Here is a 1,213-nt window from a genome sequence, read left to right on the forward strand (position 1 = left end):
ACGTAGGACACATCGGTAGACTCCCTGTATTGTTTCAGCTGCTCCACCTACTACCACAAGCGACGCCAGGCCGTCCACTCTTGCCCTACACGACCCTCTTCCGAGCTCATGAACACGGACATCATGGCGAATTGGCCAGGTTCGCGGAAGGTTCTCAGGAATATCAGGATGCTCACGAGCGCGCGCACGCGGAAGACATACGCCGACGCGTTGATGGCCGTGAAATCAGCAATCTGCAAATTCTTCTCTTCGGCCTGACGGGGGGATTAATTCCCTGCCCTGCAGCGATCACGGTCCTCCTTCTTTGCCTGCAGGTGAAGCAGTTTAGTCTTGGTGCGGCGCTGGTGGTCTGCTTCAGCATCGGCCTGGCGCTTACGCTGGTGACCGTCGGCGTAGGTGCGGCGCTAAGTGTTCGGCATGTATCCCGTCGATTGAAAGGTTTCGCCGATATTGCACGCCGCGCACCTTACTTCTCTAGTGCCCTGATTGCCATCGTGGGCGTCTATATGATGTTCCATGGCTACAGTGGCCTCACCCAATAAGGAATTATTTCCATGTCTGTAAAATCGCCTTGTACTGATGTCTGTATTTTTGAGGGAAAAAATGGCTGGTGTCGTGCCTGTGGCCGTACGCGTAAAGAGGCACAGGAGTGGCGCAAAATGTCACCCTATCACCGCAAGGCGATTGAACGCGCATTGAAAGATCGCGTTGCGACGTTGCAAATAAAATAGTCAGGTGCTTCGTTCAATCATGCGCACCAGCTTATTCACTGCGGGAGTACGTTCGCGTTTACGATATAAGAACCAAATGGATGAAGGAATAACGGCTCCGGGTATTTCGCGATAAGTGATGCCGGTTAATTTTAATTGGGTCACCAGAATAGCCGGTATTACCGCAACACCATTACCTAATGCGACATTGGCCAGCACTTCATTTAAACTGCCCGCCGACCAGCTACGACTCAGAATAAACCCACCTCGCTGTGCAAAGGTCACGGTGCCAGACACTTGTTCGGGCAAAATAAAGGTTTCCCCTTTAAGTTGCGCAGGTTCGATGGGTTGTTCCTGCGCAACCAGCGGGTGGTTATCCGGCAGTGCCAATGCGAAGTGATCTTGCTCGACTTCAATGTATCCGACATCGGCAGGTAACGGCACAGGACCACGCACAAAGGCAACATCAATAGTACGTTCACTGACCTGAGTGGCCAGTGTAT

Annotated in this window: 3 protein-coding genes; 2 read left to right on the top strand and 1 reads right to left on the bottom strand. The window is 52.5% G+C overall.

Annotated elements, in window-relative coordinates; genetic code table 11:
• Both H7A81_RS27315 and H7A81_RS27320 read left to right on the top strand, forming a co-directional pair.
• A partial coding sequence (locus tag H7A81_RS27315) for a nickel/cobalt efflux transporter (protein WP_182059343.1) occupies positions 1–542 on the top strand: 542 nt, incomplete at its 5' end.
• 12 nt (positions 543–554) lie between these two features.
• On the top strand, positions 555–731 hold the full coding sequence (locus H7A81_RS27320) for a DUF1289 domain-containing protein (RefSeq protein WP_034829866.1): 177 nt from the start codon (positions 555–557) through the stop codon (positions 729–731).
• Here H7A81_RS27320 and H7A81_RS27325 read toward each other — a convergent pair.
• Positions 732–1,213: LysR family substrate-binding domain-containing protein (locus H7A81_RS27325; RefSeq protein ID WP_182059344.1), on the bottom strand; the 482-nt coding region annotated here is incomplete at its 5' end.

Origin of the sequence: Pantoea sp. ME81 (genome assembly GCF_903970985.1) — a bacterium.
GTDB lineage: Bacteria > Pseudomonadota > Gammaproteobacteria > Enterobacterales > Enterobacteriaceae > Pantoea > Pantoea communis.

Coding starts and splice junctions, on each gene's coding strand:
- H7A81_RS27320 (WP_034829866.1), top strand. CDS start 555: ATGTCTGTAAAATCGCCTTGTACTGATGTCTGTATTTTTGAGGGAAAA.